The organism is Leptotrichia sp. oral taxon 223, from assembly GCF_013394795.1.
Taxonomy (GTDB): Bacteria; Fusobacteriota; Fusobacteriia; order Fusobacteriales; family Leptotrichiaceae; genus Leptotrichia.
Map to the genome: position 1 here is coordinate 370,076 of NZ_JABXYU010000001.1, position 16,181 is coordinate 386,256.

Here is a 16,181-nt window from a genome sequence, read left to right on the forward strand (position 1 = left end):
CCTCAAAATAATGCTTTTTATTTTTTTGAAAAAAATTCCTTTGCCAGTTCCTTCAAGTAAAACACATCAAAAATTCCGCATAACTCACGTACCGAATGCATCGCAAGCATCGGAACCCCCAGATCCACTCCATCTATATCCAGATGCGTTGACGAAATTGGACCGATTGTGCTTCCTCCAAGCTCGTTTGACTCATTTACAAAAGGCTGGATACGTATTTCTGTACCTTCAATAAGCTGTCTGATTACAGCAATTGAATATCCATCGGATGTATATTTCTGCTTTGCACTTATTTTTATTGAAATTCCTTCATTTATTTTCCCACGGTTTGTAGGATCTGTTTTCCCTAAATGTGCAGGGTGTGCCGCATGTGCCGCATCAGCCGATAAAATATAAGAACTTTCAAGCATTTGCAAAAAATCGCTTCTATCAAGCCCAAGTGCCAGCAAAATTCTTTCAAGCGTGTTTAATAAATAATTGGAATCTGCCCCCTGTTTTGTAGCACTTCCTATCTCCTCATTGTCAAAAGCTGCAAAAATATTGATTCTATCCTGATTTTCTTCAGCTTCCACAAGTCCGATTATCCCTGTATAGACAGAAGCAAGATTGTCAAGTTTTGATGACGACATAAATTCCTCATTTGCTCCCAAAAGACATCCTTTTTCAGTTGCATATAAATACAAGTCAAAATCAATTATATCTTCTTTTTTTATCCCCGTCTTTTCCAAAATAATTTTTTCAAGATATCCCTTCTTTTCAAAATTTTTATTAATAAGCGAAATCACAGGTAAAACATCATTCTGTTTATCAATTTTTACCCCGTTATTTACTTCTCTGTTCTGATGAATTGCAAGATTTGGTATCGTCAAAAGCGGTTCGTCTATTTTAATTTTTACAGTTTTTGGGAAAAATGGATCCTTGCCTTTCACAATAACACGTCCAGCAATAGAGAGAGGTCTATCAAACCATGTGCTCAAAATAGGCCCTCCATAAACTTCTGTATTTAATCTCACTACATTTTCCGTAACCATTTCAGGATTAGGCTTTATTCTGAAACAAGGCGAATCGGTATGTGCCCCAAATATCTTAAAACCTTTTTTCACATCAAAATTCTCTCCAACTGTAAAAGCAATTATTGTGGAACTTGACTTTTTAAAAAAATATCTTCCTCCCTTTTTAATCTCCCATTTTTCACGAGGCATAATCCTCTCAAATCCGTTTTCATCCAAAATATCCGAACAATTTTTCACAACGTGATAAGTGCTTGGACTTTCATCAATAAATTCAACAACTTCCCGTGCAAAACTTTTCACTTCCATCTCAATAAAATTTTTCTGTATCTCTTCTAACTCTTTCGTTGTGTGTATCATCTCTATCCATTCCTCTCAATTTCTAATTTCACTTATTTAAAAACATTTCCCTATTAACAATATTGTACCCCATAATTTTCAATATTCAAAAAAATTTTTTATATTTTTTTAAATTTTTTTATTTTTACTTAAAATCTTTTGTGAAATTATAAAAAATTATTAATCTAAATATTTAATACTAAATCCCTTTTAAATAACGAAATTATTATAAACTTCTCTAATAAAGGGTATGAATCTAATATTTTCAGATAATTAAAATACAATTTTCATTTTTCAAACAGAGTCTGGTATAAATAAGAAAAAACATAGTAATATGAAAAAATATCTATTAATCAAAATATCTAAAAAATAATAAAAAACAATTTAATTAAATAATTATGAATTAGCTATTAAACAATCCTATTATAAAAATTTATTCCTATTTTTAAACGGTGTTTAGTATAAGTAATAAAATTATTACAAAAAAAGACTGGAGTTTAATCCAGCTCTTTTTACAATTTAAAATTTTTAAAAAACAAAAAATTAAAAAATCCCTTTTTCCTTAAATACTTTAGTTAATTTCCCATATGTATCCGCCTCAGCCGCTACCAATGGCAATCGCACTGTGTCATTTTCCATCTTTCCAAGTATTTTCATAGCAGCCTTTACAGTTACAGGGTTTCCTTCCAGAAACATATTTCTGCTTACATCATATAATTTTGTATGCAGTTCAAATGCCTTGTCAAAGTTCTTGTTTAAGAATGAACTGATTAAGTCGCTCATTTCCTGCGGCATTATGTTAGCAACTACTGAAACTACTCCTTTTGCTCCGATGGACAGCATTGGCAGGATTAGATGATCTTCTCCTGACAGGATTTCGATTTTATCTCCGCACAAGTTCTGAATTCTTATCATTTGTTCAAGGCTTCCTGTTGCTTCCTTTACAGCTACAATTTCAGGCAGTTCAGCCAGTTTTGCGATTGTTTCCGCTTCGATGTTTGTTCCTGTTCTTCCAGGCACATTGTAAAGCATTATAGGAAATTTCGCTTCTTGCGCTATTGTTTTGTAGTGTTCGTAAAGTCCCCTTTGGCTTGGTTTGTTGTAGTACGGGCAAGTGCTAAGCGCTGCGTCTGCTCCTAGTTCCTTTGCATATTTTGTAAGTTCTATCGCTCTTGTTGTGTTATTTGATCCTGCTCCGGCGACTACTTGTATTCTTCCCTTCACTTCTTCCACAACAATTTTTATTACTTTTTCATGCTCTGCAAATGTCAAAGTTGGCGCTTCTCCAGTCGTTCCGCAAGGTACTATTCCAGATGTTCCATTTTCAATGTGATAATTTACCAGTTCTCTTAATTTATCCTCATCCAATTCCGTCCCATTATTTTTAAATGGCGTGATTAAAGCCACATACGAACCTTCAAATTTCATTTTATTCCTTCTTTCTTCAATTTAGTTTCCTAAATTTTATTTTTTTATTTTATTTCTATTTAAAATTTTAACTTTATAATGAATTTACTATTTAAGCCAAAAGCAATGCAATATCCAAATTATCTTTGATATTTATACAATCCTTCAGCTATTTTTTCACTAGGCCCTGTCATAAAGGCATCATTTTCCCCGCCTTCATACTCAATAACAAGCTGTCCGCCTGGAACTTTCACATTAACTTTTTCATCAGTAAATTCAAAAGTCTTCGCTAATACTGCTGAAGCAGTTGCGCCTGTTCCACAAGCCAATGTCCGTCCTGCCCCACGTTCCCAGGTGATTACTTCCATATGCTTTCTGTCATACACTTTTACAAAGTTCACATTAACCTTTTTTGGAAATAAGTCAGTATAATTCTCAATCTTCTTGCCAAATTCATCAATATTGTAATCATTAAAATCATTTACAAATATTACAGAATGGTCAGTTCCCATAAAAATATATGAAATTTCAATTTCTGTTCCGTCAATATTGATTTTTTCTCTTAAAAACTGCTCTTTTTCAGTATTTATCAAGTCTTTTACATTAAAAACAGGTTTTCCCATATTCACTCTTGCTGAAAAATTATCTTTTTCCTCGTCATAATTTACTCTTATCTTCAAGTCCCCAGGGACTGTTTTTACAACAAATTCATCCTCTTCAACCAAATGATTGTTTACAAGATAATGTGAAAAACATCTTATTCCATTCCCGCACATCGGCGCCTGACTTCCGTCCGCATTAAAGAAAAACATAAATGGCATGCTTGCAACATATTTCAAAATAATCAGCCCATCTGCACCTATTCCAAAATGTCTATCACAAACTTGACTGGCAAATTCCCCATATTCAGGTATTCCCTTTTCGATTAGTTCCCTTTCAGTAACAATAACAAAGTCATTTCCCGCACCTTGATACTTTTCAAATTTTAACATTTCAAAACCTCCTTTAATTTTCATTTTTTGTAAAAATATTCCCAAATTATACTCAAATCCCTTTAATTAAGAACCTTTCTTTTTTTCCTGAATTTTTCCAGCTGTTCTTACAATAAGTTTTCTTGAAAAAAATCTAGTTCCAAAAACTGCAATTCTATTAAAAATTCCAGGAATTATAGTTGCTTTCCCCTTCTGAAATTCCTTATAGCCAATTTCAGCCACTTTTTTAGCTGTCATAACTTTCATTCGTTCAAATAGCGAACTTTCTTCCAAATTACTGCTTTTTTCAAATCCAGTAGCCGTTGGACCAGGACAGAGAACCGATATTTTTATATTTTTTGCATGAATATCGTTTCTCATTTCTTCCCTAACCGCTTCAGTAAACGACTGCACAAAGGCTTTACTCGCATAATACGTACTCATCAGAGGCCCTGGCATAAAAGCTGCAACCGAAGAAACATTCAATATTTCGCCATTTTCATTTTTTATCATATCAGCCAAAAACAGCCTCGTCAATTCTACAACTGCCTTTATATTCAAGTTTATCATCGCATCATTTCTCTTCATAGTTTCCTCATCAAATTCAGAAAACTTGCCATAAATACCAACTCCAGCATTATTTACAAGCGTATTAATTTTAAGATTGCTGGATTTTATCTGATTATAAAGCCTTTCAGCAGCATTTTCCTGCGATAAGTCATTCTCAATTACTATTACTTCAATATTTTTAGAAATTTCCTCAAAAATTTCTTTTTTCAAAATTTCCAACTTATCCCCATTCCGTGCCACAACAACCAGATTATACCCATTTTCTGCATAAATTTTAGCAAGTTCATATCCAATTCCACTGCTTGCCCCTGTTATCAAAACTGTTTTCATAAAATTTCCTTAAAAGATACGTTATCTATTTTACATTATAAAATTTATTTTTTTTAATAATCTTTGAATTGCTTAAAAAGATACTTTGATAACTTCCTACAAGTCAAATTCCTTTGCAAATAACTCAGCCACTCTTTTGCCCATAACTTCGTCTACAACTAACGAAATACTGATTTCAGAAGTAGAAACCTGATGGAAGCTTATATCGTTTTCTGATAGAATTTTAAACATTTTAGCAGCTACTCCAATGTTACTTATCAGTCCGATTCCTACTACCGAAACTTTTGTAACATATGGATTAATTATAAATGATGTTTGCGGAAATTCTGATTCTATTTCCTCTCCGATTTTTTCAAGTGCTGCTGTATCTGTTTTTGGACAAGTAAAAGCAAAGCTTCCGTGATGACTAGTCACATCATTTTGGCTTATCATATCAATATTTATTCCGTTTGCTTCAGCCTTTTCAAAAATTTCATACACATTCTGTGCATTTGTCGGGATTTCCTCCACGTTTATCATTACCATATTTTCATTAATTGATACTCCAGTTATTACTTTCTGCTCCATTTCCTTATTCTCCTTCGTTTTTTCTACCGACGTTATAATCGTTCCGTTTCTTTCTCCAAGCGATTTTCCAACGTAAATTTCTACACCATATTTGCTTCCAAGCTCAACGGCTCTTGGCTCCATTACTCCAGCTCCCAGAAAAGCTAGCTCCATCATTTCATCATAAGAAATTACAGGTAATTTTTTCGCCTTTTTATAAACTCTCGGATCAATTGTATAAATTCCGTCAACATCTGTGTAAATTTCACATTTTCCACCAAGTGCTGCAGCTAGAGCTACTGCAGATGTATCAGATCCTCCACGTCCCAAAGTTGTCACATCGCCTGCTTCATTTACTCCCTGAAATCCAGCTACAACTACAATTTTTCCTTTTGACAAATGTTCCTTTATGTCTTTTCCGTTAATATCCTCAATTCTATTTTTGGTATAGTGTCCGCTCGTTTTTATTCCCGCCTGAGCCCCTGTAAGCGAGATGGCCTCATGTCCAAGTGTCTGCAAAGCAATGCTCAGTAATGCGATTGTCTGCTGTTCTCCAGTCGACATCAGCCTGTCCATCTCCCTCAAATCAGGTTTATCAGTAATTTCGTGTGCCAATCTTATTAAGGCATCCGTTGTTTTCCCCATGGCTGAAACCACGACAACTACATCATTTCCAGAATCCTTTACACTTCCCAGATATTTTGCAATATTCATTATTTTCTCAGTTGTAGCAACCGAAGTTCCGCCATATTTATGCACGATAATCACAATAAATTCACCTCTTCCTTTCTTATTCTTTCTTTATAATTCAAAAATTTCATCATTTCTAATCAAATCATCTAGTGTTTCCCTTTTTACCGCAACTTTAGCTTTTCCATCCTTTACAAATACAACTGCTGGACGCATCATTCTGTTATAGTTGCTTGACATTGTGTAGCAATATGCTCCAGTCGTCGTTACCGCCACAATATCCCCTATTTCTGTTGATTTTGGCAATTTACCCTTTTCAATGATAATATCTCCAGATTCACACAGCTTTCCTGCCAAAGTTATATCTCTCACATCTGTATCATTCATCTTATTCACGACTCCCGCCTCATATTCTGCCTGATAAAGTGCCGTTCTTATATTATCCGACATTCCTCCATCTATAAACACATACGTTTTTCCACCAACTGTTTCCTTAATTCCTCCAACTTCATACAAAGTAGTTCCTGCATTTCCGACAATACTTCTTCCCGGCTCAATACAAAGCTCCTTAAATCCAATCTGATACTTGATTTCCATTGCTTCCGTATAAGTTATTATTTCGCTCAGAACTTCCTCTATCGGTTTCGGATCATCCCCTTCCTTGTAGTAAACTCCAAATCCTCCACCCATATTTACTGTGTGAACTACTATTCCCAACTCTTTTTTCAATTTATCCAAATATTTAAAAATCTCATCCAGAGCAAATATAAAGAATGCCGATTGGAAAATTTGTGAACCAATATGTGTATGAAAACCTTTAAACTCAATCCATTCATTATCATTCAGCCTTTTAATTATGTCAAACAGATTATCCTGAAACAATGAAATCCCAAATTTTGAAGTAAGCCCCGAAGTCTTAATATAATGATGCGTATGTGCCTCTATTCCTGGATCAATTCTCACAAGCACAGCCTGCTTCTTCCCTTTCTCACGGCAAATTTTCTCAATTTTACCAATCTCATCCTCATTATCAATAACAATCTCCTTTATCCCAAATTCAATTGCCATTTCCAGCTCTTCCACAGTCTTATTGTTCCCGTGCAAATGCACCCTGTTCATTGGAAATCCTGCCTTATAGGCAGTATAAAGCTCCCCGCCAGAAACCACATCCAAATCAAGTTCCTTAGCATCAACCAGCTTTAACATCCCCATTGACAAAAACGCTTTCCCCGCATAAGCAATCTGTGTATCAAACCTATTCGACTTAAAAGCTTCTTTCATTTTGTCAATAGTCGTTTCAACAAGCTCCTGATCCATTACATAAAGTGGTGTTTTAAACTCTTTTACAAGTTCAACCGCATCCACTCCCCCTATCGATAAATTCCCTTTTTCATTAACTTTCGATGTTCCAAATAATTTCATATTTCCATAGAAACTTTTTAAAAATAAAAAATTTCCTTCTCCTTTCAGTAGTTTTGATTCTGGATAATAAAAAATGCTGATAACAAGCATCAGCATATAAAACATATATCTAAAAATTTTTATTATTTTTATTTTAAACTAAAAAACTTAAAAAATTTATATGAATTATATCTGACAGCTCCCCATTATCCATTGATAATGACAGTCCTATGGATATTCTCCATAGCCCCAGCAATAAAGACAGTCAATCCCTACGCTTCGGCAATTATTCCTTTCAACTTATTTCACAGAATCGACTTTTCTCCATAAATTTACTTTTAATAATTGCACCTCTATCACATAATATTTATTATTATAACTAATTTTTTCACATTTGTAAAGCATTTTTAAAAATTTTGTATATTTTAGTAAATTTCAAGTGTAAATGTCACTTTTTATGAAATATATTGTTTTAACTAAATTTCATACATTTCATTAGAGTTTTTTTCTATCCTTTACTAAAAATAACAACTGTAACACTAAACAAATACTTAAAATCCCCAGCCAAAAAATTCTTTCTTTTATAATTTTTCTTTCAATCTGTGATGTCAACACTCTGTCTTTTTCTTCTTTTATCCTATTTAAAGAAATATTGTAATCTTTTCTAAACCAATTTGACAATTCTCTATCCGTCCCAAGCTTATCTACAAAAAATTTTGGACTTTTAAATTTTAATTCTTTTAAATCAAATTTTTTCATTATTTCTTCTTTTGTCAAATGATATTTCGTTTCATTTTGAGTTACGTAAAAGTATCCCGAATGTTTGTTTACATATTCTTCTACCGCTCGTTCATCGCCATTTGGAGGATTGCTGGCATAAGCTGGACTTTCTTCCATAATTTCATTAAAGGAATAAACATATCCTATCCATACCTCTTCATTTTTCATTAATCCTTTTACATACGCTCTTCCTGCGTCATCCTGCTCTTCCCCTCCAAAATTTATATTAAACAATAAATCATTTTTATCCTTAACAATTGGATCAATTGTACTGAAAATCAATCTTCTATAAATTTTTTTATTATACAAGGACAGACTCATATTTTCAGTTATTGGAAATTTATAAAAATGCCAAATTGTAATCCACAATAAAATTATATTTATGCCCAAAACTCCTTTTTTCATAACATCCTCTCCTAAAAAATAAATTTTTCCGCCTATAAATATTATACCTCTATTTTACCAGAAAAACAAAAAAGAACAGCAAAACCTAAGTTCCACTGTCCTTTCATTCTTTTTAAGCTTCTAACTCAAACATCTGTTACATTTTCAGTTGTTAAAGTTCTTCACTTTTCCATGATTCTTCATTCTAGTAAATAGCTCTAAATCCTATTCCACCTCTTACATTATTTCCTTTAGTGTCATATCCTCCATTTACTGTCACTCCGAATCTTGTGTTGTCAACTCCGATATTCAAGTCAAATTTACCATTTCCTCTTCTGTCTTCCTTTTCCCCTCTTATTCCAAACCAGTCTGCGCTTGTGTATCTTACTCTTCCTTGGTTGTTCTTGCTTGCCATCTTGCCTAATTCGTTTTCATAGGCGGCTGACAATCCCACTGTCAGATTTGTTCTCACTGCAAGTGGCTGTACATATCTGAATTCCATTCCGACTTCCGGCTTAACTGAGAAGTAGTCGTTCCCTTTTACTTCCAGTCTCATTTCCCCGTTATCTTCTTTAATGGTATTGAATCTTCCGTATTCCATCTTCAACGCTCCGTATGGACGTAAATGTGTTCTTTCACTCATTCTTATGTCATATCCCAAATCTGTCTTTAATGCCGCTCCGTAAGAATGATAGTCAGATTTTGCCTGGAATACGTCATCTACAACCAGGTATCTACGTTTCATATCATTGATACCTACGAATACATCTCCGCCGATTGTCCACTGCAATGCTCCATTGTAATCTTTCTTAGGCGACATTGTCTTAAAAATTCCTGCTTTAAGCTGAGTTTGATTTTCTCTTGAATGTCCTATATCCTTAAACTTGAATCTGTTTGTTACAGCTCCTGCATACCATCCGCTTGAGTTGCCCATCTTGATTTTTTCATCTTCGTGAACATAAGCCACACCGTAAGCATTGCTTGTGTAGTTAATGATTCCAGCTGTATCAGTGTTGTACTCATCTCTTGCACCAAACACTTTAATCTTGTTGTTTTGCTTAGACGGATTTCTCCAGTCGTGTTTCAGGTATCTGAATTCCTTGTCCAGTATGTTTCCAGTTGCATTGATTCTTTGTTGAAGGTTTCCATATTGATGTCCCATCATTTCGTCGAATGCTTGGTACAGCAATACTTCCTCGTTGTTTCCAATTCCATTTAATTTACTGAATATCTTTCTTTCCCTAGTTCCTAAAGCTTCAACTCCGTATCTTTGCTCAAGCCCATCTGTAAAGTTGTATGTATCTGTGCTGTCTACTGGTGTAGTCTGTCTTCCTGCCCATTCTGTATATGGTACTTTTGCCATATATAGGCTTGTTATTGAACCGTCATTCGGATCCAATGTCGGAGTAGCTATCCAGCTTATTGAACCTGAGTACACATTCCATTTAATGTTTGGATTGCTTAGCATTGCTGTTTTATACGGATTTATTATATTAGGATCGTTTACTAATATATATTTACTGTTTGTTGATTCAGCCGCTTCGTTACCAATAATTAAGTCTGCTTCACTTGTCAAGTTTTGCAACCCATCTATTGATTTTGTGTAGTCAACTCCTGATGTATTTACATACAGTCCAATACTTGAAGCTGATACTGTTATTGGGTTTCTACCTGTTGTATTTACTACCACTGGTGTTTGTGGCACTCCATTTACTGTGATTGTAGCCGTTTGGGCTCCTGCTGGTGCGTCGATTGCTACTCCACCTACACCTTTTCCTGTTTCAGGCACTGTAAATTTGTATATTATGTTTCCATCCACATCATTGTTATTTGTTTTAGAAGCACCATTTACTGTGATTGTTCCGTAGTTTGCTACCGTTCCACCTTTCAAGTAAACTCCCACACCATTTTTAGCATCTATATTAATTGTTGCGCCTTTGTTATTTATCAATTTAGAATCTTTTCCAAGATATACCCCTACTGCATTTGTGTAAGTTCCTGAACCAGTTGTAATTGATTTGTTATTAATTGCTGTCGCTCCATTATCAGCGTAAATACCTGTTGTGTTGCTTGCATTCAATACAATATTTCCATCATTTGTTGCCGTACTTCCTGCTCCACTTGCATACATACCTATACTGTGTTTTCCATTTACATTAATTGTTCCTTTATTTACAATGTTTCCCGTATCAGTTGTAGAATATCCTGCACCCATACCTATTGAGTAAAGGCTGTTTGCAACATCCGATGCCCCTACAGTGATTGTTGCATTATTTGTCGCAGTTCCACCTTTAATACTGTAAACTGCCACACTTCCTTTTCCGCTTGACAAGTCAATGTTTCCATTATTTGTTACTGTACCTGCTGAATAGATTCCATAGTTCTGTTCTCCAGTAGAAGTTATGTTTGTAGAGTTTGTTACTGTACCTTTAGTATCATTTGAATACATGTACACATTGTTGTCTCCAAGCCCTACATTTGAAATGCTTGAAGTTATGGTATTTCCTGTTCCGACGTTTACAAATCCAAATGAGTTGTTTCCAATATTAAATGCAGTTCCACTATTTGTAACAGTCTGTCCGCTTCCTACTGTGTAAACTCCAACTGCTTCATCTGTTCCAGTTGTGATTGTTCCTCCTGTTAAATTAACATTTCCGCTTTGAGAGTAAATTCCAACTGCAGCATTTCCTATCTTCAAGTCACCTGAATTTTCTACATTGTGTCCATACACTCCAATTGTATTGTTTCCAGACTCTATTTTCCCTGTATTTTGCAATGTTACAGTGTTATGATCTGTATAAAGCCCAACATTAGGACTTGTAATTGATGCCGAATCTCCCAATGTGATTGTTCCGCTATTTTTAGCTGTGTATCCTGGTGTCCCTGTTGCGTAAATCGCTGTATTTCTATCACCTGTCATTGTTATTTTTCCTGCATTTTCAAGCACTGTTCCTGAACCAAGTCCCGCATCTGGTTTGTAAGAAATTGCAACCGAATCATTTCCAGACGTTTCTATAGTTCCTGTATTTTTTATCGCCTGTGATGTGGAACCTTCTGAATACAATCCTGTTGAATTAGAACCTATTGTAATCTTACCTGCATTTTCAATCAATGAATCATCAATACCATAAATAGCAGTTGATTTGTCACCTATTGTCATAGTTCCTGTTGCCTTGTTGTATAATTCTCCAAACTTAGCATACATTCCTGTAGAACCTGCACCACTTAAGTTAATTGTTCCTTCATTTGACAAGACAACCTTATTTCTTGCATACAGACCCCTGTTATTTTCCTGAGCCATTGCAACCTGATTAGCCTTTGTTCCTGTTATAGTCTTAGTATTTGCATTCGTTATTGATGAATTTGAAATTTCAAGCTGATTGTATGCGTCGTTGGCATCATCCAAGTTTACATCCTGATTAATTGTAAGTTTACTTAAGTACAGCATAAATGTCTTATAGTCAGTTCCATTTATATGTGCTCCTGTAGCTTTTGAGACAGCATCTCCCGTTGTATCAGATAAATCCATTCCAACATTTTGAGCGATAAACAGTCTTGAGCCTTTATTCATATTTAGAGTTAGATTTCCTAAAGTTGTATTTGTTCCGTCTCCAAAATTATTTTTTGCCCAGTCTACAATCTGAGTCTTTCCAAAGTCGCCACCATTTCCTACATAATAAAAGGCATTTCCTCTGGTATTAGGAGTAGTTCCACCCTCAATAGTCGCATTCATCTTTCCATCTATCGCAACTTTTCCTGAACCATCTTCACCAAGATAGAATAGTAATGATTTTTGCCCTGTAGTCGCAGTTCCTGTTCCTTTTAATGTTATAGTTGAATTTTTATCAGCATCATAGTTTACCGCTCCCTCGTACGCTTTTACAGTATGATCCTTAAGTTCTACTTTTGAACCTTCTCCAGCATACACTCCGATAGACTGTTCACCTTTTACATTGGCATCAATATTTGCATATGTTGTTGTTCCTCCCACAGTTTTTCCTACAAATTTTGAACCTTTTCCTACAATAAGTCCGTAAGAACCTTTTTTGACTTTAGTTTTCCCATCAGAAGCTGTATATTCATACACTCCGGCAGAACCGCCTGCACCATCATTTACCGTGATTGTACCACCTGTAGCAGTCACATCCGCTGTATTGGTGTTATTATCTCCAACAATCGCCCCAGCAACTCCCGCTGCTCCTGTAACCGTAGTGCTTCCACCGTAAGTCAATGTACCATTTGTAACCAATACTCCTGTTGAGTTAGTACCACTTACTGTGATTTTACTGTTTGAACCAAGTGTTCCAGTCGGATTGGCAGTTCCTTTAATCATATATACACCAACGTTAGTCGAAACTCCTGTACCTTTTAATTCAATTTCACCTTCATTTTCAAGTTTTCCACCACTTGTTGCCATACCAATCCCATTAATGATTGTCTTGCCACTGGTAGTCCCTATTTTCTTTCCAGCATTATTAACAACGTCTGCATTTGTTCCAACCATTCCTATTGATGAATCTCCATCCAGATTGATTGTTCCATCATTTATTGCTTTTGGTGTTCCACTTGCACCTGTTGATATTGATCCTTTATCTACTCTCATAGCTATATTTTGTTTTTTTTCAGCACTGCTTACAGTAATCGTTCCATTTGTATCATTCGTTATATCATCAGCAGCATCCACAATTAAAACCATACCTGTGTTACCTTTACCACCAGATACTTTAATTTCTCCATTATTCTTAACTTTTCCTGTATATGCTCTTATTGCATTATTAGCTCCTGAATAACTTTTATTTTCTATAACTGCAATTCCTGATGATAATGAATCCAATATTTTTACAGTACCATCTGGTTTAGTTTCTGTACCTGCATCTCCAGATATTTCAATAGTTCCAGTATTTTCCATTGTACTGTCACTTGCAACACGTGAAGACCATTTCATACCATAACTTTCAATTCCACCCATAAAGATACCTTTTCCCCCAGTACCAGTATTTGATACTGTTACCTTACTTGGAGATCCTGGTGCAAATACTTGAATCCCTATTGATTTTTCTCCATTAATTTTTATCGTTCCATCATTTTTCAAAATATAATTTGAATTAGTATTTGTATCTACATTTTCAAATGTTAATATCATACCAACCTTGTATCCTAGATACCCATTTGTATTTTTTACTGGTATCTCGCTATGACCAGATCCAAAATCTGCTAATTTCAGTTTCATTGAATTTCCAGGAGAAATATGAGCCTGTATAGCTGAGTTATTTTTTTCTGAATCATCAGTTATTGTCCCTGAATTTGTTAAACCACGTACTCCTTGTTTGCTTGCATAAGGAAAAAAGGCTGCAACACCTCTATTATAATTGTTTTGAAAATAATCATCTGTTTGTGCTTCAAATCCTACTGTAAGTGGTCCTTCTAAATTTACAGTTGCCTTATTTTCTAATGTTGTGTTAACTACGTTGTCAAGAGTAGCTACTCTTGAACCTCCAACCAAGAAAAATTGCTTATTGTAATCAGGTAAACTACTATCACTAGTTACTGGATTTATAGAGGTTACTGTTAAATTACCAGTTAAAATTGAAGTTTTTGCACTTGTACTTTCACCTCTTGTAACATCAAAATATGAATATAAAAGTGCACTATGTCCACCCGATTCATCTGACCAACCATATCTTAATGAAGGATTATTTGTTGTAATATTTATATTATCTCCTGCCTCAAACGATCTTACGGTTCCTACAATAGTACCACCATATCCGTATTGTCCTCCCTCATGATGCATAGAATTACAACTTTCCATACTATTACAATATGATCCTAATTGTATATTAAAAGTAGGTGGTACTGGTAATTCTGGTAATTTTGGCAATCCAATAACTGGTTTTGGCGGTGTAAAACTAATTGCTTCTGGCAATGTAGGTGTAACTGCCGTCTTATCTGCTATTCTTATTGCTGATTTATTTATGCTTCTTGGACGTATTCCTGCGTTTATCTCAAATGGTACGATTGGTTCTTTTACTGGTTTTGTACTTGCTAGACCATATCCAGCGGCTGAGCCTGAAGCGAAGTTTGTTCTTCTGTTTCTGTTTAACAATCCATAATTTCCACTGTCTGTCGAGATTGTTCTTTCATAGATATCTGAACTTCTTTGAAATACTCCTTCATATGGATATTTCGTTTTCTTATCTCCACGTCCTTTATAAGTCCCGTTCCAGTTATTATTAAAATAATTTATACCATATTGCCAGCTGCTCCAAGGCGACTTTACAACGTGATCCCCTTGTTCCATTAATTGAATAAGTTCAAGATTTGTATCTTTTAATAATTTGTCATTTTCTTTCCGTGTTGCTTTAACTTGCTGATGTATTGTCTTAATCGATGTAGAGATTGCCTGCTTTTGACTTGCAATACTTGTATTTGCTGAAGCTGGGAACAGATTACTTGCCACAAAAAGAGTTCCAGTAACTAAAAATGTTATTAACAGGCCTTCTGTATAGTGCACATCTTTACATCTTTTTGCATAAGCTCGCAAATCCTGCTTTATTTTTCTGATGCTATTTGTCATTTTAATACATCTCCTTGTAAAAAATTTTTCGTGATAATTAAATTTTCATTTATAAAATCTATTATCATATAATGCAATATAAAACCAAAAAAATATTTTAAAATATAATAAATTACTTAAAAACGATATTATTTGAAACTTGTTCATAATTTTTTTTAAACAACATTCAAAATAATTTTTAAGAAAAGTGATTATTTAGTGATTATAAGTGATTTTCTCTTAAAATACTTTATTTCAGTCAAATATTTTATTATAATTTATATTTTTAAAATTGCCTAAATATATACCTAAACTTTAAAAAAATCTACTGAGAAATCAAATTAATTTAAAATCTAGGCTAAACATAACTATTGCCACATTTAATAAATAATTAGTTATTTATTATTTTTTTAAGTAAAAGATAAACTTTAAAAATATAATTTTATAAAATGAATTTTCTATAAACATTCTTATCACATTTCTATTTTACCAAAGAAATTCAAAAAGTCAATTATTTTTTTACTTCAAATAACTTTTTTATTTTTTTCTATTTCATTATTTTTCATTATATTATTAAATTTAAATATAATATAAAAACATTAAATCAGAATTTTCCATAAAAATCTTTTTTTTTGATTAGTAATACATGCATTTTTTTTATGATAAAATTTAATTTTTCGTGTGTTTAATAATAATTTCCTTATCTTAATTTTTTTAAAAAAATTTCTATTTTTTTCATTTGTATTAATTGTGAAATTATCCTTATTACAAACTATACTCTAACCCATTTAAAATATAAAATAGCAAAAATAACATTCAAGTGTTTTATACTAAACCCTATTTAAAAAATAGAAATAAAATTCTATAACAATTAATTTGATAGCCTTATTAAAAAAAATCAAATTTAATTTTTAAGTATCCATCTTAAGGACTTTTATAATTTTAGTTTATAAATATTATGATTAATAATAGTTTTTTCTATTTCTTATTAAATTTTTTTATAACGTAAGGGCATCAGACGCCATGCCCTTTTTCGCAATAATAGTTATTTTAACATGTATAACTGGCTATTACTTAGAAATAATGGCGAAACGTTCTACGAACTACCCCGCTTTACGCAAAACTTTCTTATAAAGAAAAAATAAAACTCGCTTCGTAAAAACTACGCTCCCTTTCGCCAATAAGAGTTATTTTTCCATA

At 33.6% G+C, this 16,181-nt stretch carries 8 protein-coding genes and 1 riboswitch; all 8 genes read right to left on the reverse strand.

Annotated features, from left to right (window positions below):
* Positions 1-17 precede the first annotated feature (17 nt).
* Entirely contained in the window at positions 18-1,370 is a 1,353-nt protein-coding gene (locus HW275_RS01890; protein ID WP_218975075.1) for a M18 family aminopeptidase, read from the reverse strand.
* 522 nt (positions 1,371-1,892) lie between these two features.
* A complete protein-coding gene (gene dapA / locus HW275_RS01895; protein WP_178934663.1) occupies positions 1,893-2,777 on the reverse strand; it encodes a 4-hydroxy-tetrahydrodipicolinate synthase in 885 nt (294 codons plus the stop codon).
* Between the two features lie 119 nt (positions 2,778-2,896).
* Positions 2,897-3,748, reverse strand: coding sequence for a diaminopimelate epimerase (dapF, locus tag HW275_RS01900; RefSeq protein WP_178934664.1), 852 nt, complete (start codon positions 3,746-3,748; stop codon positions 2,897-2,899).
* A gap of 66 nt (positions 3,749-3,814) precedes the next feature.
* On the reverse strand, positions 3,815-4,627 hold the full coding sequence (locus tag HW275_RS01905) for an SDR family oxidoreductase (RefSeq protein WP_178934665.1): 813 nt from the start codon (positions 4,625-4,627) through the stop codon (positions 3,815-3,817).
* A 96-nt stretch (positions 4,628-4,723) separates the two neighbouring features.
* Positions 4,724-5,941, reverse strand: a complete 1,218-nt coding sequence (locus HW275_RS01910; RefSeq protein ID WP_178934666.1) for an aspartate kinase — start codon at positions 5,939-5,941, stop codon at positions 4,724-4,726.
* Positions 5,942-5,974: 33 nt separating this feature from the next.
* Positions 5,975-7,285 (reverse strand): diaminopimelate decarboxylase, encoded by a 1,311-nt coding sequence (gene lysA / locus HW275_RS01915; protein ID WP_178934668.1) that lies wholly within the window; start codon positions 7,283-7,285, stop codon positions 5,975-5,977.
* A 167-nt stretch (positions 7,286-7,452) separates the two neighbouring features.
* Positions 7,453-7,628, reverse strand: a riboswitch (Lysine riboswitch).
* 131 nt (positions 7,629-7,759) lie between these two features.
* Complete coding sequence (locus HW275_RS01920; protein WP_178934670.1) at positions 7,760-8,449, reverse strand: hypothetical protein; 690 nt, start codon at positions 8,447-8,449, stop codon at positions 7,760-7,762.
* Between the two features lie 184 nt (positions 8,450-8,633).
* A complete protein-coding gene (locus HW275_RS01925) occupies positions 8,634-15,002 on the reverse strand; it encodes an autotransporter-associated N-terminal domain-containing protein (protein WP_178934672.1) in 6,369 nt (2,122 codons plus the stop codon).
* Positions 15,003-16,181 lie beyond the last annotated feature (1,179 nt).